The 20475-nt window shown below is 69.7% G+C and carries 22 protein-coding genes; 7 read left to right on the top strand and 15 right to left on the bottom strand.

Annotation, left to right across the window (positions count from 1 at the left end; all coding sequences use genetic code 11):
• The first annotated feature begins 7 nt into the window (after positions 1 to 7).
• Positions 8 to 1438, top strand: a complete 1431-nt coding sequence (gene mycP, locus ALI22I_RS42005) for a type VII secretion-associated serine protease mycosin (protein WP_077011059.1) — start codon at positions 8 to 10, stop codon at positions 1436 to 1438.
• Positions 1439 to 1538: 100 nt separating this feature from the next.
• Here mycP and ALI22I_RS51600 read toward each other — a convergent pair whose 3' ends face one another.
• The 3 genes from ALI22I_RS51600 to eccB form a co-directional block, all read right to left on the bottom strand.
• A complete protein-coding gene (locus tag ALI22I_RS51600; protein WP_077011058.1) occupies positions 1539 to 2612 on the bottom strand; it encodes a WXG100 family type VII secretion target in 1074 nt (357 codons plus the stop codon).
• A 13-nt stretch (positions 2613 to 2625) separates the two neighbouring features.
• A complete protein-coding gene (locus ALI22I_RS41995; RefSeq protein WP_083752385.1) occupies positions 2626 to 2982 on the bottom strand; it encodes a hypothetical protein in 357 nt (118 codons plus the stop codon).
• 98 nt (positions 2983 to 3080) lie between these two features.
• On the bottom strand, positions 3081 to 4721 hold the full coding sequence (eccB, locus tag ALI22I_RS41990; RefSeq protein WP_077011057.1) for a type VII secretion protein EccB: 1641 nt from the start codon (positions 4719 to 4721) through the stop codon (positions 3081 to 3083).
• Positions 4722 to 4892: 171 nt separating this feature from the next.
• Between eccB and eccE the strand changes: the two genes are divergently transcribed.
• The 4 genes from eccE (at position 4893) to ALI22I_RS41970 (ending at position 9454) form a co-directional block, all read left to right on the top strand.
• Complete coding sequence (eccE, locus tag ALI22I_RS41985) at positions 4893 to 6188, top strand: type VII secretion protein EccE (RefSeq protein WP_077011056.1); 1296 nt, start codon at positions 4893 to 4895, stop codon at positions 6186 to 6188.
• Between the two features lie 71 nt (positions 6189 to 6259).
• Positions 6260 to 6913, top strand: a complete 654-nt coding sequence (locus tag ALI22I_RS41980; protein WP_238598838.1) for a hypothetical protein — start codon at positions 6260 to 6262, stop codon at positions 6911 to 6913.
• Between the two features lie 255 nt (positions 6914 to 7168).
• Positions 7169 to 8731, top strand: coding sequence for a S8 family peptidase (locus ALI22I_RS41975; protein WP_077011055.1), 1563 nt, complete (start codon positions 7169 to 7171; stop codon positions 8729 to 8731).
• A 144-nt stretch (positions 8732 to 8875) separates the two neighbouring features.
• Positions 8876 to 9454: a Uma2 family endonuclease gene (locus tag ALI22I_RS41970; protein ID WP_077011054.1), complete on the top strand. Its 579-nt coding sequence runs from the start codon at positions 8876 to 8878 to the stop codon at positions 9452 to 9454.
• Positions 9455 to 9457: 3 nt separating this feature from the next.
• Here the strand turns inward: ALI22I_RS41970 and ALI22I_RS41965 are convergent, their stop codons facing one another.
• Complete coding sequence (locus ALI22I_RS41965; protein ID WP_077011242.1) at positions 9458 to 10525, bottom strand: glycosyltransferase family 4 protein; 1068 nt, start codon at positions 10523 to 10525, stop codon at positions 9458 to 9460.
• 49 nt (positions 10526 to 10574) lie between these two features.
• On the opposite strand from ALI22I_RS41965, the gene ALI22I_RS41960 reads away from it, so the two are divergent.
• Positions 10575 to 11312: a PIG-L deacetylase family protein gene (locus ALI22I_RS41960; protein ID WP_077011053.1), complete on the top strand. Its 738-nt coding sequence runs from the start codon at positions 10575 to 10577 to the stop codon at positions 11310 to 11312.
• A complete protein-coding gene (locus ALI22I_RS41955) occupies positions 11309 to 12250 on the top strand; it encodes a lysylphosphatidylglycerol synthase domain-containing protein (protein ID WP_077011052.1) in 942 nt (313 codons plus the stop codon). The genes ALI22I_RS41960 and ALI22I_RS41955 overlap by 4 nt, the downstream gene beginning before the upstream one ends.
• Here ALI22I_RS41955 and truA read toward each other — a convergent pair.
• The 11 genes from truA to secY all read right to left on the bottom strand — a co-directional run bounded on the left by truA (position 12216) and on the right by secY (position 20194).
• The gene (truA, locus tag ALI22I_RS41950) at positions 12216 to 13007 is read right to left on the bottom strand and encodes a tRNA pseudouridine(38-40) synthase TruA (RefSeq protein WP_238598812.1); all 792 of its coding nucleotides are present in this window, start codon (positions 13005 to 13007) and stop codon (positions 12216 to 12218) included. The two genes, ALI22I_RS41955 and truA, sit on opposite strands and share 35 nt — an antisense overlap.
• 59 nt (positions 13008 to 13066) lie before the next feature.
• Positions 13067 to 13660: a 50S ribosomal protein L17 gene (gene rplQ, locus ALI22I_RS41945; RefSeq protein WP_077011050.1), complete on the bottom strand. Its 594-nt coding sequence runs from the start codon at positions 13658 to 13660 to the stop codon at positions 13067 to 13069.
• Between the two features lie 58 nt (positions 13661 to 13718).
• Complete coding sequence (locus tag ALI22I_RS41940; protein ID WP_077011049.1) at positions 13719 to 14771, bottom strand: DNA-directed RNA polymerase subunit alpha; 1053 nt, start codon at positions 14769 to 14771, stop codon at positions 13719 to 13721.
• A gap of 148 nt (positions 14772 to 14919) precedes the next feature.
• On the bottom strand, positions 14920 to 15525 hold the full coding sequence (gene rpsD / locus ALI22I_RS41935) for a 30S ribosomal protein S4 (protein ID WP_077011048.1): 606 nt from the start codon (positions 15523 to 15525) through the stop codon (positions 14920 to 14922).
• Positions 15526 to 15548: 23 nt separating this feature from the next.
• Positions 15549 to 15956 carry a 30S ribosomal protein S11 gene (rpsK, locus tag ALI22I_RS41930; RefSeq protein ID WP_015105236.1) on the bottom strand — a complete coding sequence of 136 codons (408 nt, stop codon included), beginning with the start codon at positions 15954 to 15956 and terminating at the stop codon, positions 15549 to 15551.
• 43 nt (positions 15957 to 15999) lie between these two features.
• Positions 16000 to 16380, bottom strand: coding sequence for a 30S ribosomal protein S13 (gene rpsM, locus ALI22I_RS41925; protein ID WP_077011047.1), 381 nt, complete (start codon positions 16378 to 16380; stop codon positions 16000 to 16002).
• Between the two features lie 219 nt (positions 16381 to 16599).
• Positions 16600 to 16713 carry a 50S ribosomal protein L36 gene (rpmJ, locus tag ALI22I_RS41920; protein ID WP_010148647.1) on the bottom strand — a complete coding sequence of 38 codons (114 nt, stop codon included), beginning with the start codon at positions 16711 to 16713 and terminating at the stop codon, positions 16600 to 16602.
• 52 nt (positions 16714 to 16765) lie between these two features.
• A complete protein-coding gene (infA, locus tag ALI22I_RS41915) occupies positions 16766 to 16987 on the bottom strand; it encodes a translation initiation factor IF-1 (protein ID WP_005166804.1) in 222 nt (73 codons plus the stop codon).
• A gap of 515 nt (positions 16988 to 17502) precedes the next feature.
• A complete protein-coding gene (gene map, locus ALI22I_RS41910; protein ID WP_077011046.1) occupies positions 17503 to 18279 on the bottom strand; it encodes a type I methionyl aminopeptidase in 777 nt (258 codons plus the stop codon).
• 50 nt (positions 18280 to 18329) lie between these two features.
• Positions 18330 to 18881: an adenylate kinase gene (locus tag ALI22I_RS41905; protein WP_077011045.1), complete on the bottom strand. Its 552-nt coding sequence runs from the start codon at positions 18879 to 18881 to the stop codon at positions 18330 to 18332.
• Positions 18881 to 20194: a preprotein translocase subunit SecY gene (gene secY / locus ALI22I_RS41900; RefSeq protein ID WP_077011241.1), complete on the bottom strand. Its 1314-nt coding sequence runs from the start codon at positions 20192 to 20194 to the stop codon at positions 18881 to 18883. Before secY ends, ALI22I_RS41905 begins: the two co-directional genes overlap by 1 nt.
• Between the last annotated feature and the right edge of the window lie 281 nt (positions 20195 to 20475).

The following is a 20475-nucleotide window of genomic DNA, read 5'->3' as shown; positions in this document are numbered from 1 at the left end:
GGCCCTGATGCGCATCCGCAAGATCGCCGCGCTGACCGCGGTGGCGGTCACCCTCGTGACCGCGCCCGGCGCGTACGCGCAGCCGGCCACGACCACCGCCCCGAACGCGCGGCCGAACTCGGTGCCGCCGGCGCTCGACAAGAGCTTCCGCCCGGCGCTGGGCAAGTCGCCCCAGGAAGACGTCAACTACACGCGGAACCAGACGGCGTGCATCTCCTCGGACACGGGCAACCGCCCCATCCCGAGGCGGCCGTGGGGTCAGATGCAGCTCCGGTTGGAAGAGGCGCACCGCTTCGCCACCGGCAAGGGCGTGACGCTCGCCATCATCGACACCGGTGTCAACGACAAACACCCACGGCTGGCCAACCGGGTCAGGCCGGGTGGCGACTACGTCGAGACCGAGAAGCGCGGGGTCGTCGACTGCGACGGTCACGGCACCGAGGTCGCGGGCGTGGCGGCGGCCAGCCGGGACGAGCAGACCGGGTTCGTCGGCGCCGCCCCCGAGGTGCAGGTGCTGGCGTTCCGGCAGACCAGCGACCGCTTCGAGTTCCAGGACCCCAACAAGGTCGACAACCGGCCGTCCGCGGGCAAGGTCGGCACCCTGGCGGAGGCCATCGTGTCCGCCGCGGAGCAGGGCGCGAAGGTCATCAACATCTCACTGACCTCGTGCGAGGCGCCGCGCGAGCCGAGCACGGGGGAACGCCAGCTGCAGGCCGCGGTGGACTGGGCGGTGAACGAGAAGGACGTCGTCATCGTGACCGCGGCGGGCAACATCGACTCCGAGAGCGGCTGCCAGTCCCAGAACGACAACCAGGACCCGAACAACGTGAAGGTGGTCGCGTCGCCGCCGTGGTACGCCGACGACGTGCTGTCCGTGGCGTCGATGAACATCGAGGGCGAGGTGTCGTCGTTCTCGGTGTGGGGCCCGTGGGTAAGCGTGGCCGCGCCGGGTGAGGACATCGTCACACTCGACCCGGCGGGCCAAGGCCTGACCGACGCGAACCTCGATGAGAACAAGCGGGCGACCGCGATCCAGGGCACCAGCTTCGCGTCGCCGTACGTGGCGGGCGTGGTGGCGCTGGTGCGCGAGCGGTTCCCGGACCTGACCGCCAAGCAGGTGATGAACCGGATCAAGGCGACGGCGAAGCACCCGGGCAATCCCAACGGCCGCGATCACAAGGTCGGCTTCGGCATGATCAACCCGGTGGCCGCGCTGACCGACGAGCTGCCGTCGGAGCGCCCGGGCGCGCAGCAGTCCACGCCCCCGGAGCTGATCACCAACCTCGCCCCGCTCAACCCGCCGGACCAGACGCCGATGATCGTGGCCCTGTCCGGCACCGGCGCCGGCGTGGGCCTCCTGCTGCTGACGATGTTCATCATCCACACCGTCAACCGCAACCGCGCCAAGCGCCTACCCGCACCCAAACGCTCTGTTTAATTGCCGCTCCTCCGGAGACGGCGGGCTCGGTCGCCTGGAAGTCGCGACCTCGCGGGGTGGTTCAGTCGGTCTTGACTGAGGACCGGTGGGGCGGCGGACTTCAATCCTCGCCGAGGACTGGTGGGGCGGACTTTTTGGGTTTGCCGAAGACTTGTTCGGTGGAACCGGCCAGCTGGACTTTGGACTTGTGTTCCTTGTCGCCGCCCTGCTGGCCGCCGGCGGCCATGCCGCCCATCATGCCGCCGCCCATCATCCCGGTACCGCCGGCGGTTGCCGGGCCGGACGGACCGGCGGCCGCGGCGGCAGGACGTGCGCCGGGCTCCACGGGACGCGGCTCGGACACGGCCGTCGAGCCACCGTGCTGCATCCGCTCGGGGGTCTCAGCGCCGGACGGGCCACCGCCGGGCACACCGCCGCCACCGCCGGGTACGCCGCCACCGCCGCCGCCCGGCGCGCCACCACCGGAACCGGAACCCGCGCCACCACCGGCGGCAGCGGGCTTGGTGTCGACGGGAGGGGTGGCCGGGGGCTGCGGCACGGTCGGCTTCGCGGGCTCGGTGAACTTCCAGTTCTGCTCGGGGTACTTGTGCTCCATCTTCACGTCGGCGAAGTCCGCCGAACCGGACACGCCGTCGCACAGCCGCAGGAACGCCTCCAGCACGTCCCGCACCGACTCGTGCAGCTCCTTCGCCGGGTCGTGCAGCTCGTCCAACGCCTCCACCACGCGCCGGTCGCCGTCCACCGGCAACGCCGCCGCACCGGACACCGTGTCGGCCGCCTCGGCGAACACCCGGGACATGTCCTCCACGATGCCGCGGATGCCCTCGGCGGTCTGGTCCAACGCCTCGCCCATGGCGTGCATCGCGTCGGACATGTCGTGCCCGGCCAGGCCGACCTTCTGCATGTGCTCCACGAACGAGTCCGCGTCCTTGCCCTGCCACGCCGAGTCGAGCTTGCCCAGCGGCTTGGTCAGGTCACGCGTCACGTGCTCGGCGACGAGCCCGGCCTTGCGCCAGCGCTCCGCCTCCTCGTGCAGGTCGTTCCAGTCGCCCACGACGGGCGTGAAGTAGTCCGCCACGAGGTCGCGCACGCCGAGCCGGCGGCTGATCCCCGACAGGTAGTCCAGCTCCGGCCCGATCTCGGCGGCGATCTGCTTGCCGTCCTTGCCCCGCATCAGCCCACCCCGTCTAACGCCGGTCGGCGTTCTTGATCAATGCGACCGCGTCGTCGTCCTGGGCGCCGTAGTGCTCGGCCACGTCGTGCAGCCCCTTCGCCGCCGAAGTCAGAACCTCGCACGCCCGGTCGAGCTGCTGGTTCAGCATCCCGGCGGCCCGGCCGTACGCCTCGGCGCTGCGCAGCGTGCGCCCCAGCTCGCCGAAGCTCTGGGTGCGCAAGGGCGCCTCGCGCAGCTCGGCACGCGCGCGGGTCAGCTCTTCGGCCGCCTCGTCGACGCGCTGGGCGTACAGCTCCAGCCAGCGCGGGTCGATCGACACCTGCCCGGTGCCCACCGCACCGACCGCGGGCCTGCGTGTGATCTCGTTCACCCCGACACCTCCTGCACCCTATGACGGGAACCGGTCCACGCCGGTTCCGCCAAAGGGCCCAGCAATAGCGCTGCGACCGTACGCGCGACGGCCGGTGCTCAGCCGCCCGCCTTCTTGGCCTGCTCCTCGGGCAGCAGGCTGTTGCTCTTCGGCACCGGGATGGAATCCCAGCTGCGGGAGGCGTCGTTGCGGTTGAGCTGCGGCCCGTTGGGCAGCAACCTCAGGATCGACTCCGGTCCGGGCGTGAACTTGTCCGCGCCCAACCCCAACCCACCGCTGGTGGTCACATCCGGGATGCCGTACTTCACGCCACGACCGGTGATCAGGTGGATCGGACCGCTGTCGAAGTCCTCTGTGGACGTCGCGCTGCGCACCACGGCCGCCTTGCCCGGCGCCATCACGAACTGGCTGACCACCTCGCCGGTCGCGCCGACCTGGTTGATGCTCACCGGCGCCACGTCGGACGGGATCGGCAGCGACGGCGCGATGGTCACCTTCGTGTGCTGCGACTTGTTGGCCGAGGTCACGTTCTGCGCCTGCCAACCGAGGCAGATCACCTTGTTGTTCTCGTTCGCGTCCAAGACCTGCGGCACGTCGGCCGGGTAGTCGTCGAAGTCGAGTTGGTTGACCGTCGGGATGTTGTTGATCCGGGCGATGTCGACCAGCTTCGGCTCGGCACCCTGCGCGTACGCGGCGCGGAGCAGGACGCTCGCCGCGAGGCTGACCTCCTGCAGGCCGTCCTTGAGCGCGACGTAGTAGTCCCGCTCGGAACCGCTGATCGCCACCTCGATCACGTCGCCGACCTTGAGGTTCGCGCCCTGGATCGTGTAGTTCATCGCGGTGCCGCGGCCCGCGATCTCCGGCGCGCGCAGCGGTTTCGCCTCGGGGATCGCGTTGAGCAAACCGGTGCTGATGGCGCGCGGCGTCTTCTGGCCCAGGCCCAGCGCGTTCACCACCTGGCCGTTGCCGAGGTCCACCTTGGCCCGCACCGTGGACGTCGAGGTGATCTTCGAGTTGTCCGGCGCCCGGTAGATCAGGTACGCCTGCTTGTCGTCGGTACCCGCCCGCACCAGCAGGGCGCGGTTGCCGTCGAGCAGTTCGCCGCCGCCGCTCATACCCGCGAGGACGGTGGTGGTGAACTTGCCCGGCGACGACGGGTCGTTCAGCGACTTGTCCAGCTCCAGGGCGTCGCACACGGACCAGTCCGCGCCGATCCGGTTCTCCGGCTTCGGCAGCACGTCCGGCCCGTCGGGGATGCCGGTCAACCGGCCCTTGGCCACCTTCGACAACACCTTCTCGCTGACCAGCTTCGGATCGCCGCCGGCGACCTGCGCCCCTTGGGTCACCGCCCCTGCCGGCGCGTCACCGCCGCCGACCGCGGCCTGACTCGCGTCCGGCTGCTGCTGCTGCAACAGCAACAGGCGCGCGGACGCGAGGTTGGTCATCGGGATCAACGTCCTCGGCGGGCCGTTGTTCACGACGTAGACCTGGCCGGTCTCCTTGGAGATGGCGATCTGCGTCTGGCCGTCGAGCTGCGGGTCCGGCGAGAAGAAGCCGAAGATCAGGAACCCGATCATGCCGACGACGCCCAGCAGGACGCCCACCGCGGTCGCACGCGAGTGGGTGCGCATCGGGTCGTGCAGCATCACCGCGTCTCTGCGCACCAGAGCGGACTGCATCCGGCGCAGCACGAAGCGGTAGGCCTGGACCTGTGACTTGGTGGTGGGTGTTGATGCCATTCTCGGCTCGCTGCTCTCCCAGTCGCGGTACGGTCTGCACGATAGCCGGACGGCGGGTGATCCGTGTGCGGGTTGGTCAGACCCGATCGGTCCACCCGGCGCACGTCGACGGAAAGAGAACCAGATCGGATGTCTGTGACCACCCCACATCCGGGCCCACCAAACCCCGCCATGGCGCGCGCGCAGGCCGCAGGGGGCGCGGTGCGAGCCGCACTGCTCCGGGCGCGTCGCCGCACCGCGGGCGCGAGCCTGGGCGCGCTGCCGGTCGCCAACCTGGTTGTGCTGGAGGTCGGCGTCGCCATCGGCCTGGTCCTGCTGGCGATCGGCGCCACCGGTGACGGTGTCGAGCCCGTGCCGATGTACATCGCCGGCGGCATCGTGCTGATCGCGCTGATCCTGGCGTTCACCAGGTCCCGGGGTCGCTGGCTGACCCAGTGGATCGGTCTGGTGGTGCGCTACAGCTTCCGCTCGCACGGCCGCACGGCCAAGCGCAGCGGCCCGGTGGAGATGAAGCCGCCGTCGGAAGAGGAGTCGTCGGTCATCGGCCCGGACGACCCGCGGGTGGCGCTGCTGCGCCTCGCGGTGCCGGACCTGGTGGTGGCCAAGGGCGTCGACCACGAGCGCCGCCCGCTGGGCATGGCCTGGCACCAGGGCGCGTGGACCGCCGTGCTGCTGGTCGACCCGGCACCGGGTCTGATCACCGCGGTGGGCAGCGCGCCGTCGTTGCCGCTGGGCGCGCTGGCGCCGACGTTGGAAGACCGCGGTGTGGTGCTGGACGCGATCTCGGTGATCTGGCACTGCTACCCGGGCAGCGCGGCGCTGCCGTCGAACTCGCCCGCGCTCAACTCGTACATGGAAGTGCTCGGCCCGCTGCCCGCGGCGGCCCGCCGGACGACGTGGATCGCGGTGCGGTTGGACCCGAGGCGCTGTGCGGCGGCGATCCGCGAGCGCGGCGGCGGCGTCGTGGGCGCGCACCGCGCGTTGATCGGCGCGCTGTCCCGGGTGCGCAACGCGTTGGAGTCGACGGGCGTGTCGATCCGGCCGCTCGACCCCGACGAGCTGATCCGGGCGGGCATCTCGGCGGCCGAGCTGACCTCGGTGGCCGGGTCCAACAACTCGGTGTCGCTGCGCGAGAAGTGGTCCGGTGTGACGGCGGGTGGTGTTGGTCACGCCAGCTACGCGATCACCGGTTGGCCGGCCAAGGGCATGCGCAACAACCTGAACGCGCTGACCGGCGTCCGGGCGCTGTCCTCGACGTTGTCCATGACGATCTCGCCGAGCAGCGAGCAGGGCCAGGTCGGCCTGCGCGGCATGGTGCGGGTGAGCGCCCGCACGCCGTCCGAATTGGACCGCGCGGACGACCGGCTCAACGCGTTGGCCGACAAGCTCGACATCACGCTGACCCCGTTGAACGGCCTCCAGGTCGCCGGGTTGGCCGCGACGCTGCCGCTGGGAGGTGTGGCGTGACCAACTCCCGACTGCTGGACGCGCAGGGCAACGGCAAGGGCGTGGCGCCGGAATTCTTGGTGTCGCCCCAGATGCTGGACGTGGTGAGCCCGTCGGGCGACCGCGGCGGCATGGTGCTCGGCTCGGGTCTGCAGGGCGAGCCGCTGACGATCTCGGTGCTGCGGTCCGCGCCGACCCGCATGGTCGTGGTCGGCGGGCTGTACCTGGCCCGGCAGATCGCGCTGCGGGCGATGGCGACGGGCGCGTGGATCACCATCGCGACGGGCCGCCCGGCGGCCTGGCAGCCGGTGGTGCGCGCGGCCGGCGCCGGCGCGGACGGTCGTCCCTCGCCGCTGGTGCAGTTGCGCCGGCTGAGCCCGGTGGAGCTGCCGCGGCCGTCGGAGGACAGCCCGCTGCTGGTCGTGCACGACGGCGGCCACGTGCCGCAGGAACTGTTCCCGCCGCGCTCGCCGTGGCAGACCACGATGTACGTGTTGCCGTATTTGCACCCGCAGGCGGCGACCACCGCGAATTCCGCGGACCTGGTGCTGCTGCAACGGCTGCCGGTCGGGCAGGCGCAGTTGGCGAGCCAGATCTGGCGGCTGCCGCCGCAGATGGCGCACCAGCTCACCACGCTCAAGGACGACCAGGTGATCGCGCTCGGCACGAACCTGTGGCGGCCGTTGCGCCTGGTCACAACCCCTGGCGAGCAGCAGATCCTGGGTGCGGTGCGCCGCGGCGATTGACCCTTTCAGCAGCACCGATACCGCCGATATGCCCCCGGACCATTGTCCGGGGGCATATTTTGTGATCCAGGTCCAGTCACTCTGGGCACCAATTCGTTCACAGCGCGAATAGGTGTGTACGAGCTGTTCGCCGGTTGTTACCGACAAATCATTGCGCCTCACCCGCAGGGCGAACTAGGAACAACTCAACGTGTTCGGTCGGTATCGGGGTGACATCGGCCGGGCGCCCACCCTGCGAAGAGGAGACCCCCTGACATGGGAGACGTTCGCGCGTCCTGGACCACGCGGTTGGCCGGTGTCGGGCTGGCCACGGGCACGGCGTTCGCGGTCACGGCCGCACTGACCACCTTCACCTCCGCGGCGGCGGAAGGCTCCATCCTCGGGTTGGGTGCGCCCAACGCGGTCAAGGACAGCTACATCGTCGTGCTCAAGGACGTGAGCACGAGCACCGTGGACACGTTGAGCAACAAGTACGAGGCGAACGTCAAGCACACGTACGCCAGCGCGCTGCGCGGCTTCTCGGCCACCATGACCGAGGCGCAGGCCCGCAAGCTGGCCGCCGACCCGTCGGTGTCGTACGTGCAGCAGGACGGCGAGGTGACGATCTCCGGCACGCAGGCGCCGACCCCGTCGTGGGGCCTGGACCGGATCGACCAGGCCGCGCTGCCGTTGGACAACTCCTACACCTACCCGAACGAGGGTGAGGGCGTCACCGCCTACATCATCGACACGGGCATCCGGTTCTCGCACAGCGACTTCGGTGGGCGGGCCGTGACCGGTCGCGACACCGTCGACAACGACGCCGACGCGACCGACTGCAACGGCCACGGCACGCACGTGGCGGGCACCGTCGGCGGCACCGCGTACGGCGTGGCGAAGAAGGCCAAGCTGGTCGGCGTGCGGGTGCTGAACTGCGCGGGCTCCGGCACGTACGCGGGCGTCATCGCGGGTATCGACTGGGTGACCGCCAACGCGGTCAAGCCGGCGGTCGCGAACATGTCGCTCGGCGGCGGCGCGGACGCCACGGTCGACCAGGCCGTGCGCAACTCCATCGCGTCCGGCGTGACGTACGGCATCGCGGCGGGCAACAGCAACGGCGCGGACGCGTGCAACTACTCCCCCGCGCGCACCGCCGAGGCGATCACGGTCGGTTCCACGACCAACACCGACGCCCGGTCGTCGTTCTCGAACCTCGGCACCTGCCTGGACATCTTCGCGCCGGGCACGTCCATCACGTCGGCCTGGTACACCAACGACACCGCCACCAACACCATCAGCGGCACGTCCATGGCGACGCCGCACGTGGTCGGCGCGGCGGCCGTCTACCTGGCCGCGAACCCCACCGCGACCCCGCAGCAGGTGCGCGACGCCCTGGTGAACGGCGCGACGAACGGCGTGATCGGCGGCGCGGGCAGCGGTTCGCCGAACAAGCTGCTCAAGATCGTCGGCGCCACCACCCCGCCGCCCGGCGGCTGCACCGCCAAGACCAACGCGACGGACGTGGCCGTGCCGGACATGGGCGTCGCGTCCAGCCCGATCGCGGTGACCGACTGCGGCGGCAAGGCGGGCACGTCGTCCACGGTCGAGGTGCACGTCAAGCACACCTACCGGGGTGACCTGGTGATCGACCTGGTCACGCCGAGCGGCGCGGTCAAGCAGCTCAAGGTCTCGTCCGGTACGGACGGTGCGGACAACGTCGACGCCACCTACACGGTGAACGTGGCGACGGAGGACTCCAACGGCACCTGGCAGCTCCGCGTGCGCGACGTCTTCGGCCAGGACACCGGCTACATCGACACCTGGACCCTCGACCTCTAGCGGTCCCCGAATCCTGTCGCACAACAGCGGCCCCTCACCAACTTCCGCCGGTGAGGGGCCGCTCCACGTTTCACCTGGTCGAGGCGGTATCGCCCAGTGGGATTGTGGCAGGGTCATAATCGAGTCGATCCAGGAGGTGGAGCCATGTCCGCAGCCCTGCAAGACCCGATCGGCCCGCACACAGTCGAAGACTGGCTGGCCCTGCCCCCTTCGGAGGACGGGTCACGCACCGAGCTGATTCTGGGGCAGTTCCACGTGTCACCTGCGCCCACCTACGGACACCAGGTGGTCGCCTTCGAGCTGGCAGTGCAGATCCGCAACGCAGTTCGCGCTGCCGAGCGCAAAGACCTGCGCGCCGTTCCGGCGGTGAACGTGAAGATCTCCTCGACCTTGCGCACCGGACTGATCCCCGACGTGGTGATCGTCGACAGGCCTGCGGGCGTGGTCTTCCCGGCCGAGGCGCTGTTGCTGGCGGTCGAGGTGTGGTCGCCCGGCAACACGCGCGCCGAGCGGGAGGCGAAGATGGATGCCTACGCCTCAGCGGGCGTGCCGTACGTGTGGACGATCGACCAGAAGAACGATCTCCACCAGCTGAAGCTCACCGCGTACCGGCTGGACGGTGACCACTACGTGGTGGAGCAGGCGGTTCACGCCGCAGGCCCGGTGACGATCACGGCGGCACCTGTCCCGATCACCGTCGATCTGGGCGAACTGAGCTTCTAGTCCTCACACCCGCGCCGAGCAGTCGCGCAGCGCCTCCAGGACGCGTGGCCAGGTGCAATGGGTGGGTTCCGTCCCCCGGTTGTGCTCGGCGATGCGGGAGCGTTCCTCCCGGTCCGACACCAGGCGCGTGATGCCGGCGGCCAAGTCGTCGGTCAGCAGGCCCTCCACGCCATCCCGCACGAAGTCCGCCACGCCCGTCCCCTGCCGTGCGATCACCGGCACGCCCGCCGTCCGTGCCTCCAACGCCGCCAGGCCGAACGCCTCCTGCGCCGCCGGGTTGACGAACACGTCCGCCCCCGCCAGCAGGTGGCCCACACCCTGGCGGTCCAGGCGGCCGGGCAGGTTTACCCACTTCATGCCGTGTCGCTCGACGTACCGGTGCATCGCCGCCGACTCGGGCCCGGCGCCGGCCAGAGTCGCCCGCAGCGGCACGTCGGCACGAACGGCGCGCAACGCGCGCAGCAGCGCCATCGGTTCCTTCCGTGCCGCCAGCCGACCCACCGACACCACGTGCACCGCGTCGTCCGGTCGCTGCGTCGGAATCCCCCGCCACCGCTCCGGCGTGATCCCGTTCGGCACCACCCCCACCGAGATGCCCGGCACCGCCGCACGCATCCGGTCCGCCGCCGCACGGCTCACCGCCGCCAACGCCACCGGCGAAGAACTCCACGCGGCGAGCCGGTCCAGCACGCGGTAGCACCGCTGCACGGCCGGGTCCCACATGCTGTGCACGACGACCACCGTCGGCAGCCCGAGCCGCACAGCCGACCGCACCCCCGACCACGCGAACGGCGAGATCGCGCCGACGTGCACGTACACCACCGACGGCGACAGCGAGACGATCACCCGGTCGAGATGCGAACCGGCCCGCGGGTGCACGGGCAGGTCCCACGGCAGCCGCACCGCGATCCGGTGCACCGAGTACCCGACCCCCGGTGACGCGAGCCTGGTCGCGGTCACCACGTGCACGTCCTCACCACAGAGCGCCTGCTCCCGTGCCAGACCGGCGACCTGCACCTCGATCCCGCCCAAGCGCGGCAGGAAGCAGTCGGTGACGTGGATGATCGACAAGTGCACTCCCGTCAAGCCGCCGAACGGACCAACTGACACTCTTGCACCCGTGAGCCGAACGTGCGTCTTCTTCCACGCCCACCCCGACGACGAAGCCCTGTTGACCGGCGGCACGATGGCGCGCCTCGCGCAGGAGGGCCACCGCGTGGTGCTGGTCGTCGCGACCGCCGGTGAACGGGGGCTGAGCGCCCCCGAACCCGACCTCGGCGCGGTCCGGACCAGAGAGGCCCACGCCTCGGCCCGCGTGCTGGGGTGCGCGCGGGTGGAGTTCCTGGGGTACCGGGACTCCGGCTTGGACGGTCGGCACGGTTTCGCCCGCGTCGACGTGGGCGAGGCCGCGGAACGGCTGGCCGAGCTGCTGCACGAGGAACGCGCCGACCTGCTGTCCACCTACGACCCCAGCGGCGGCTACGGGCACCCCGACCACGTCCAGGTGCACCGGGTCGGCACGCTGGCCGCCGAACTCGCCGGCACACCCCGCGTGTGGGAGGCAACGGTCGACCGCACCCTGCTGCTGCGCGGGCTGCGGCTCGCCCGGCTGGCCCGCCGGTTCGACCTGGCGCCGTTCGAGAAGGCCTACACCGCCCGCCACGAGATCACCCACTCGGTGGACGTCCGGCCGTACGCGCACGTGAAGCGGGCGGCCATGGCGGCGCACGCCACGCAGACCACCGGCGGCGAGTCCACCCGCACCCTCGCCGCCCTGCTCAAGCTGCCGCCGCCGCTGTTCAAGGTGGTGCTGGGTACCGAGTGGTACGTGGAACGCAAACGGTTGAGCGCCCGGTGAGGCGGTGGCTCCGGGTCGCCGCGTCGCTGGCCTCACTCGGCCTGGCGGCGTGGCTGGTGGTCGCGCTGGTGCCCGCCGTCGGCGGGGTGGCGTGGACGGCCGTCGGCGAGCAGCTGCGGAGGGTCGGACCCGGCACCGTGCTCTGGCTGACGACGCTGTGGCTGGCCGGCCTCTGGGCCTACACCTACGTGCTCACCGGCTCGCTGCCCGGCCTGCGCCACACCCAGGCGTTCAGCCTGAACGCGGCGGGCAGCGCGATCAGCAACGTGCTGCCGTTCGGCGGCGCGGCCGGGGTGGCGGTGACGGCCGTGATGGCGTCGAGCTGGGGCCACTCCGCGCGGGCGATCACCACGTCGGCGATCGTCAGCGGCCTGTGGAACGCCCTGTCCCGGGCGGCCCTGCCGGTGTTGGCGCTGGCCGTGCAAGGCGCGGTAGTACTCGGCAACGGGGTCTTGGCGGCGGCGATCGGCGCGGCCGCCGGTCTGGTGCTGGCCGTGGTCGTGCTGCTGAGCCTGCGGTGGCTCGGCCGGATGCTCGGCGGCGGCCGGACCACCCGGTTCCTGCTGCGGCTGCGCCGCGAGGCCGGCCAGGTGATCCGCGACGGCTGGCGGCAGATGACCCTGGGCATGCTCACCTACCTGCTGCTGCAGGGCCTGCTGCTGTGGTGGTGCCTGGCAGCCGCGGGCGTCCACCTGGGGCTGGGGCCGACGGTCGCGGCGTTCGCGGTGAGCCGGCTGCTCACCCTGGCCGTGATCACGCCCGGCGGGGTCGGCCTCACCGAGAACGGCACCATCGCGCTGCTGGTCAGCCTCGGCACGCCCGCCGCACCGGCCGTCGCCGGCGTGCTGCTGTTCGCGTTCTTCACCTACCTGGCCGAGATACCGCTGGGCGGCGTGGCCTGGCTCAGCTGGTCGGCACGACGCGCACGTTCCGGGTGATCGCGGCCCGCGCGGCCAACTCGTCGTCGGCCGGGTAGTCGACCTGGACCAGCGACAACCCGTGCGGCGGCGCCACCGTGACCTCGCTGGACCGCGCGGTCAGCGACAGCAGCGACGCGGGCCAGGCCACCGGCTTGCGCCCCTCGCCCACCGCGAGCAGCGCCCCGACCAGGCTGCGCACCATCGAGTGGCAGAACGCGTCCGCGGACACGTGCGCGGTCAGCACGGCGCCGTCCCGCACCCACTCCAGCCGTTGCAGCTCACGGATCGTGGTCGCGCCCTCACGGCGTCGGCAGAACGCGCAGAAATCCCGTTCGCCCAGCAACAACGCCGAGGCCGCGTTCAACGCGTCGAGGTCCAGCGGACGCGGCCAGGCCAGCGTGTCCAAGCGCCGCAGCGGGTGCGCCCCGAACGCGGCATCGGTGACCCGGTACTCGTAGTGCCGGCGCAACGCGGCGAACCGCGCGTCGAACGCGGCAGGCACGACCCGTGCCGAGAACACCCGCACATCCGCAGGTAGAGCGCGTGCCAAACGCTTGGGCAACCCGGCGACGTCCACGCCGGACGGCAGGTCCACGTGCGCCACCTGCCCCGAAGCGTGCACGCCCGCGTCCGTGCGACCCGCCACGGTCAGCTGCACGTCCTCGCGCAGCACCTTGGACATCGTGTCCTCCAGTACCCCGCACACCGTGCGGCGGTCGGGCTGGCGCGCCCACCCGGAGAAGTCCGTGCCGTCGTAGGCCAGGTCCAGTCGCACACGAACGAGCCCGTCGTCCCCAGCGGGAACGACGGGCTCGTCGGTGAAGTTCTCGTCCGTCAGGACTCGTCCTTCTTGTCTTCGTCCTTCTTGTCCTCTGCCTTCGGAGCCTCGTCGGCGCCCTCGGCGGGCTCCTCGGTGGCGTCCTTGGTCGCCGACTCGGGCGCGTCAGCGTCCTGGTCAGCGTCCTCGGCGGCGGCGTCCTCGACCTTGGTCTCCTCGGTCGAAGCAGCCTTCGCGGCCTCGTCCTTGGCGAACTTGGTCTTGCGGGCGCGCTCCGCCTCGGCGGTGACGGTCTGCTCCGCAACCAGCTCGATCACGGCCATGGGGGCGTTGTCGCCCTTGCGCGGCAGCGTCTTGGTGATGCGGGTGTAGCCACCGGAGCGGTCGGCGAACTGCGGGCCGATCTCGGCGAACAGCTTGTGCACGATGTCCTTGTCGCGGATCACCTTCAGGATCTCGCGACGGTTGTGCAGGTCACCGACCTTCGCCTTGCTGATCAGCTTCTCGGCGTACGGGCGCAGCCGCTTCGCCTTCGCCTCAGTGGTCGTGATCCGACCGTGGGTGAACAGGGACGTGGCCAGGTTGGCCAGCATCAGCCGCTCGTGGGCCGGCGAGCCCCCGAGACGGGGTCCCTTGGTGGGGGTGGGCATCGAATTGCTCCTCGGATTTCTTTCTGATCCTCTGCTCCGGCCCGGCCGCTAAGCGACCTCAGAGCTGCTCGGTCTCCGCGTAGTCCTGACCGTCGTCGTGGTTGTCCACGACGGCGTCCGTGCCCCAGCCTTCGGCCGGGTAGTCGGACGCGGCGGCCGACGGGTCGAACCCAGGAGGGCTGTCCTTCAGCGCCAAGCCGAGGCCGACGAGCTTCATCTTGACCTCGTCGATCGACTTCGCACCGAAGTTGCGGATGTCCAGCAGGTCCGCCTCGCTGCGCGAGACCAGCTCGCCCACGGTGTGGATGCCCTCGCGCTTGAGGCAGTTGTAGGACCGGACGGTGAGGTCCAGGTCCTCGATCGGCATCGCGAACGCCGCGATGGTGTCCGCCTCGGCGGGCGAGGGGCCGATCTCGATGCCCTCGGCGTCGACGTTCAGCTCGCGAGCGAGACCGAACAGCTCGACCAGCGTCTTACCGGCCGACGCGACGGCGTCGCGCGGCGTGATGGACGGCTTGGTCTCCACGTCGAGGATCAGCTTGTCGAAGTCGGTCCGCTGCTCGACACGGGTGGCCTCGACCTTGTAGGTCACCTTCATGACGGGCGAGTAGATCGAGTCGACCGGAATGCGGCCGATCTCGGCACCAGCCTGCTTGTTCTGCACGGCGGGGACGTAACCGCGACCGCGCTCGACCACGAGCTCGATCTCCAGCTTGCCCTTGCCGTTCAGGGTGGCGATGTGCAGGTCGGGATTGTGCACGGTGACACCTGCCGGAGGCACGATGTCGCCCGCGGTCACCGCGCCCGGCCCCTGCTTGCGCAGGTACATGGTCACCGGCTCGTCCTCCTCGGAGCTGACGACCAGCTCCTTGAGGTTGAGGATGATGTCGGTGACGTCTTCCTTCACACCGGGGACGGTCGTGAACTCGTGCAGCACACCGTCGATGCGGATGCTGGTCACGGCCGCGCCGGGGATGGACGACAGCAGGGTGCGGCGAATCGAGTTGCCGAGGGTGTAGCCGAAGCCCGGCTCCAGCGGCTCGATGACGAACCGGGAGCGGGTCTCGTTGACCGCTTCCTCGCTGAGCGAGGGACGCTGGGAAATCAGCACTGGGTTCTTCCTCTCTAACCCCGACGCCCGCTATTTGACGTCGTGGAAGCCGGTCGCGGAGACCGGCAAACGCATGCGGCACACCATTCCGTGCCGCCGCGGGACCCGACTGGAGGGCCCATCCGCGTGGACAGGCCCTCCAGGAGGATCACTTCGAGTAGAGCTCGACGATCAGCTGTTCGGTGACGGGCGTGTCGATCTGCGCCCGCTCCGGCAGCTGGTGGACCAGGATGCGCAGGTTGGACTGCACGACCTGGAGCCACGCCGGGATCGGCCGGTCACCGAAGGAAGCACGCGCGGCCTCGAACGGCAGCGTGGGCAGCGACTTCGGCTTCACGTCGATGATGTCGAACTTCGACACCCGGTAGCTGGGGATGTTCACCTTGTGGCCGTTCACGATGAAGTGACCGTGGCTGACCAGCTGGCGGGCCTGACGACGGGTGCGCGCGAGACCCGCGCGGTACACCACGTTGTCGAGCCGGGATTCGAGGATCTGCAGCAGGTTCTCACCGGTCTTGCCGGTGCGGCGAACCGCTTCCTCGTAGTAGCGGCGGAACTGCTTCTCCAGCACGCCGTAGGTGTAACGAGCCTTCTGCTTCTCCTGGAGCTGAAGCAGGTACTCGGACTCCTTGATCCGACCGCGGCCGTGCTGGCCGGGCGGGTAAGGACGACGCTCGAACGCCTGGTCCCCGCCGACGAGGTCGACCTTGAGACGGCGCGAGATGCGAGTGGCCGGTCCGGTATAGCGAGCCATAGTGTCTTACTCCTCCCCGTGCCTCAGACCCGGCGCCGCTTGGGCGGGCGGCAGCCGTTGTGGGGCTGCGGGGTCACGTCCTGGATGGTGCCGACCTCGAGGCCGGCGGCCTGCAGCGAACGGATCGCGGTCTCGCGGCCGGAGCCGGGACCCTTCACGAACACGTCCACCTTGCGCATACCGTGCTCGGCGGCCTTGCGCGCGGCGTTCTCGGCGGCCATCTGCGCGGCGAACGGCGTGGACTTGCGGGAGCCCTTGAAGCCGACGTGGCCGGCGGAGGCCCAGCTGATCACGTTGCCCAGCGGGTCCGTGATGGACACGATGGTGTTGTTGAACGTGCTCTTGATGTGCGCCTGGCCGTGCGAGACGTTCTTCTTTTCCTTGCGCCGGACTTTCTTGACCCCGGCGCCCGTGCGGGACTTGGGTGGCATGTCTGGGTGAACTCCTACTTGCTAGAGCTAGAGACGCGAGGTCTTACTTCTTTCCGGCCTTCTTCTTGCCGGCGACGGTCTTCTTCGGACCCTTACGAGTGCGCGCGTTCGTCTTCGTGCGCTGCCCGCGGACGGGCAGGTTGCGACGGTGGCGCAGCCCCTCGTAGCAGCCGATTTCCATCTTCCGGCGGATGTCGGCCTGAACCTCGCGGCGGAGGTCACCCTCGACCTTGAAGTGGTTCTCGATGTAGTCCCGCAGCTTGGCGAGGTCGTCGTCGCCGAGGTCCTTCACCCGGAGGTCCGGGGAGATCTCGGTGGCGGTCAGCAGCTCCTTCGAGCGCGTCCGACCAATGCCGAAGATGTAGGTGAGCGCGATCTCCAACCGCTTTTCGCGGGGGAGGTCGACGCCAGCGAGTCGTGCCATACGGCGCTTGCTCCTAACAGTGGTGTCGCTCCAGGTCTGCTCCTCGCCCGATCCCGGGACTGACTCGCTGTGTCAGTTCCGGTCGCTCTCGCGACCGGCGTCCCGGCCCCGGCCTGGAGTCCGGGGGTGTGCCGCACTGCGTTGCGTGTGCGGCAGGTGCGAGGAGGCTTACTTAGGTGTCGCGTCCGTGAAGACTCGACTCGTGCTCGACGGCTCTGGTCAGCCCTGGCGCTGCTTGTGGCGCAGGTTCTCGCAGATGACCATGACCCGGCCGTGACGGCGGATCACCTTGCACTTGTCGCAGATCTTCTTGACGCTCGGCTGGACCTTCACGCCTGAGCTTCTCCTGCGTCAGCCGGCGCGCCCCTGCTGGAGCGCACCGAGGTCACTTGTAGCGGTAGACGATGCGCCCGCGGGACAGGTCGTAGGGCGAGAGCTCCACGACAACCCGGTCCTCAGGGAGGATGCGGATGTAGTGCTGACGCATCTTGCCGCTGATATGTGCCAGGACCTTGTGACCGTTCTCCAACTCGACGCGGAACATCGCGTTGGGAAGCGGCTCGACTACGCGGCCCTCGACCTCAATGGCCCCGTCCTTCTTGCCCATGTCCTCCGCGTTTCGTGACGGTGAGTGTTACTTCTGGAGTGCGGGCACGCGGCACCCCGACTCCTCAAGGCCCTTGCGAACCCCTGCCACCTCCGGGAAGAGAGCCCCGGGCATGACGGAACCGGCGCGACGTGTGCGCCACCCGTCCATACTACGCGGGTCTGCGCGAACGCCCAAATCGGCCCACGTGACCGGCCGGCAGGGCGCGGCGCAGGTCCGCAGTGAGGGCGCTCGGCCCAGCGTAGGCACGAGCCATCCGACCGCCGCCGCACTTCACCGGTTCAGGTGACAACAGCACAGCGGACGGGTTGCGCGGACGGTTGCCCAGGCGCTGCTTCGCAGGGGTCCCCGCCAGGGGAACCCCTGGTCTTGATCATGCCAGAACGGACCGACGAACTCCGGCCGCGCGGCCTCGCCTGTGGACAACTCGCGAGGCGGACAGATCCCGGAGCAGCCAGATCAGCGGGTCAGCGGAGCGGTGGGTCAGCGGAGCGGTGGGTCAGCGGAGCGGTGGGTCAGGCTCCTTCGAGGGCGGTGAGGACCCAGGGGCCGTCGTCGGTGATGGCCACCGAATGCTCCCAGTGGGCGGCGCGGGAGTCGTCGGCCGTGACGACGGTCCAGCCGTCGTCCAGCTCGACCGTGCGCTCGGTGCCCAGGGTGAGCATCGGCTCGATGGCGATCGCCATGCCGACCTTCAGCCGCGGACCCTTGCCGGGCTTGCCGTAGTTCGGCAGGAACGGGTCCATGTGCATCTTCGTGCCGATGCCGTGGCCGCCGTAGCCCTCCACGATGCCGTACTCGACGCCGTGCTCCTCGCCGGCCAGGATGGTGGCCGACTCGATCGCGAACGAGATGTCGCTCAGCCGCCCACCGGGCACCGCCGCCTCGATGCCCGCGAGCATCGACGCACGGGTCGCGTCGGACAGCTTCAGCTCCGCCTCGGTCACCGCGCCCACCGGCACGGTGATGGCCGAGTCGCCGTGCCAGCCGTCCAGGATGGCGCCGCAGTCGATCGAGATCAGGTCACCCTCCACCAGCACCTGCGTGCGGCTGGGGATGCCGTGGACCACCTGCTGGTTCACCGACGCGCAGATCGACGCCGGGAACCCGTGGTAGCCCTTGAACGACGGGATGGCGCCGGCGTCGCGGATGCTCTGCTCGGCCAGCTCGTCCAGCTCGGCGGTGCTGACCCCGGCTTTGGTGTGCGAGGCCAGCAGCGCCAACGTCCGTGCCACGACCAGCCCGGAGGCCCTCATGGCCTCCAGCTGACCGCGGCTCTTGATCTCGATCATGCGATCCCGACCGGGGACGACCCGACGCAGCGCATCGACAAGTCCACCGCTCACTTCAGGGCGCGCAACGCGCGGAGAGCGCGCTCGCTGATCTCGTCGACCTCACCGACCGCGTCGATGGTCACGACGATGTCGGAGTAGTAGTCGAGCAGCGGCGCGGTCTCCGTCCGGTACACCTGCTGGCGGTGCCGGATCACTTCTTCCTTGTCGTCCGTGCGACCGCGGGCGAGCAACCGCTCGACCACGACGTCCTCGTCGATCCGGAATTCCAGCACCGCGTCCAGCGCGTGGCCGTCCGCGGCCAGCATCCCGCCCAGCACGCCCGCCTGGGCGGTGTTGCGCGGGAAGCCGTCGAGCAGGAAGCCGTTGACGGCGTCCGGCTGTGCGAGCCGGGCCCGCACCATCTCGTTCGTGACCGCATCCGGCACCAGCTCGCCGGAGTCCAGGTACTCCTGGACCTCCTTGCCGAGGTCGGTCTGCTGGCTGATGTGGGCGCGGAAGAGGTCCCCGGTGGAGATGTGCGGCACGCCGAGCTTGTTGCTGAGAACTTCGGCCTGGGTGCCCTTGCCCGCTCCGGGCGGGCCGACGAGAACGAGTCGCACTAGCGGAGGAACCCTTCGTAGTTGCGCTGCATGAGCTGGCTCTCGATCTGCTTCACGGTGTCGAGACCGACACCGACCATGATCAGCACCGCGGTGCCGCCGAACGGGAAGTTCTGGTTCTGGCCCTGACCGGTCAGGTCGAGGAACAGGTTCGGCAGGATGGCGACGATGCCCAGGTAGAGCGAGCCCGGCAGCGTGATCCGCCCCAACACGAAGCGGAGGTACTCGGCGGTGGGGCGGCCCGGCCGGATGCCCGGGATGAACCCACCGAACTTCTTCATCTCGTCCGCACGCTCGTCCGGGTTGAACGTGATGCCGACGTAGAAGTAGGTGAAGAAGACGATCAGCAGGAAGTACAGCGCGATGTGCACCGGGCTGGACTGGCTGACCAGGTGCGTGGCGACGAAGCTCTCCCACCAGTTCGGCGTGCTGCCGTCGGTGGTGGAGGAGGTCAGGCGCGAGACGAGGTCCGGCAGGTAGAGCAGCGACGAGGCGAAGATGACCGGGATGACACCGGCCTGGTTCACCTTGAGCGGCAGGTAGGTCGACGTGCCGCCGTACATCCGGCGGCCGATCATGCGCTTGGCGTACTGGACCGGGATGCGGCGCTGGGCCTGCTCCACGTAGATGACGCTGGCGATGATCAGCAGAGCCGCGACGCAGACCAGGAAGAACGTCAGGCCACCGCGGTCGAGGATGATCTTGCCCTCGATCGGGATGCGGGCCGCGATGCCGGTGAAGATCAGCAGCGACATGCCGTTGCCGATCCCCTTCTCGGTGATGATCTCACCGAGCCACATGATCACGCTGGTGCCCGCGGTCATCACGACGACCAGGACGATCAGGTTGAAGATGCTGTCGTCGGGGATGACGTCGTACTCGCAGCCCGCGAACAGCTGCCCGCGCACGGCCAGGGCGATGATGCCGGTGGACTGGAGCACCGCCAGCGCGATGGTCAGGTAGCGGGTGTACTGGGTCAGCTTGCCCTGACCCGCCTGCCCTTCCTTCTTCAGCTGCTCGAACCGCGGGATCACCACGGTGAGCAGCTGCACGATGATGCTGGCGGTGATGTAGGGCATGATGCCGAGCGCGAAGATCGACAAGTTCAGCAGCGCGCCGCCGCTGAACAGGTTGATCAGCGAGTAGATACCCTGCTGGTCAACCGCCTCGACGCACTGTTTGACGTTCTTGAAGGAGACGCCCGGCGCGGGCATGGTCGCGCCCAACCGGTACACCACGACGATCCCGAGTGTGAAAAGGATCTTCTTGCGTAGGTCCGGCGTCGCGAGAGCCGAGCGGAATGCGCCGAGCACGCGAACCTCCATCAGCGTTGCCGCCCCACTGGGGTCGGCATCCTGCGGTGCCGGCTGTGTTGCCGGCACAGTCTTGCGGACATGCCGTCGACCATCGCCGACGGTGGCGGAAGCGACGGGTAGCCGCGACCGACCCGGAGGGCATCCGGGTTCAGCCCGCGACTTTAACAGCCGCTTGGCCGATCGCCGTAGGCAGTCGCCCTTCACACTTCGTACCTGATCGGCTACGACAGCCGGCAAGCCCCCGAATGGATCAAGTTCGGTTCGTCGCCGGCGCATCC

The organism is Saccharothrix sp. ALI-22-I (assembly GCF_001984175.1).
Classification (GTDB): Bacteria; Actinomycetota; Actinomycetes; order Mycobacteriales; family Pseudonocardiaceae; genus Actinosynnema.
The sequence above is the reverse complement of the archived record's forward strand: the minus strand, read 5'-3'. Positions and strand labels throughout refer to the sequence as shown.